General features: G+C 61.0%; 2 protein-coding genes. Both read left to right on the top strand.

Translation table 11 applies throughout. From position 1 onward, the window contains the following. The first annotated feature begins 133 nt into the window (after positions 1-133). Complete coding sequence (locus IVA92_RS35715) at positions 134-535, top strand: transposase (protein ID WP_346658105.1); 402 nt, start codon at positions 134-136, stop codon at positions 533-535. Further along, on the top strand, positions 532-882 hold the full coding sequence (gene tnpB, locus IVA92_RS00290; RefSeq protein ID WP_247275681.1) for an IS66 family insertion sequence element accessory protein TnpB: 351 nt from the start codon (positions 532-534) through the stop codon (positions 880-882). The genes IVA92_RS35715 and tnpB overlap by 4 nt, the downstream gene beginning before the upstream one ends. Positions 883-945 lie beyond the last annotated feature (63 nt).

Here is a 945-nt window from a genome sequence, read left to right on the forward strand (position 1 = left end):
TGTGAGCGTCATGCAGGGACCACGCGCTGAGGGCTGATCTGGTCGGCTAGGAAGATCTCGCGGAATAGTTTGTCGCGAGGTCACAATGTCGAAGGATAGTCGTAAGGATAGCGATAAGGATAGGCATACGCCTATCCTTGAAAACGGCGCCGACACGCTGCAGCGTGTCGAGATCATCACCGGGACGGGCCGGCGTCGGCGCTGGTCGACCGATGCGAAGGCGGCGATTGTCGCGGAGAGTTTTGCGCCGGGTGCAAGCGTGTCCGCGCTGGCGCGGCGACACGACATCAGTCCAAGTCTGTTGTTTCTCTGGCGTCGCCAGGTCAGGCGGGCGCAGGTCGCGGAGCGCGGGGACAGAGGCATGCCACCTGGCTTTGTGCCGGTCGCGATCACCGGCTGCGGGGGCCAATTGCCGAGTGAGGAGCAGGCGGCGATCGAGATCGAGGTCGGCGCGGTTCGCATCTATGTCAGGGGGACAGTCGACCGGCGGGCACTGTGCGAGGTGCTGGCGGCAGTCGGGACGGTTGGTCGATGATCGGGCTTCGACCTGGGTTGTCGATCTGGATTGCGACGCAGCCGGTCGATTTCCGTCGCGGCATGGATTCGCTGGCGATGCTGGTGAGCGAGGCCTTTGGAGCCGATCCGTTCGACGGCGGACTTTATGTCTTCCGCTCCAAGCGCCGAGATCGCGTGAAGATCCTGACTTGGGATGGAAGCGGGCTTGTCCTTTACTACAAAAGAATCGAGGGGCAGTTTACCTGGCCGCCGATCAAGGAAGGCGTCATGCCGCTATCTCATGCTCAGCTCTCGGTGCTGCTCGATGGCTCGGACTGGAAGCGTGTGCCGATGCGAATTGTGGATCAGCCAGTACGAGCTGGTTGATCCTTATCAAGAGTCGTTCGTCACTCATGCGGAGTTGTTGTAGAATCACTCTGCATGAGTGAT

It is taken from the genome of Bradyrhizobium sp. 154 (assembly GCF_023073875.1).
GTDB lineage: Bacteria > Pseudomonadota > Alphaproteobacteria > Rhizobiales > Xanthobacteraceae > Bradyrhizobium.

Coding starts and splice junctions, on each gene's coding strand:
- tnpB (WP_247275681.1), top strand. CDS start 532: ATGATCGGGCTTCGACCTGGGTTGTCGATCTGGATTGCGACGCAGCCG.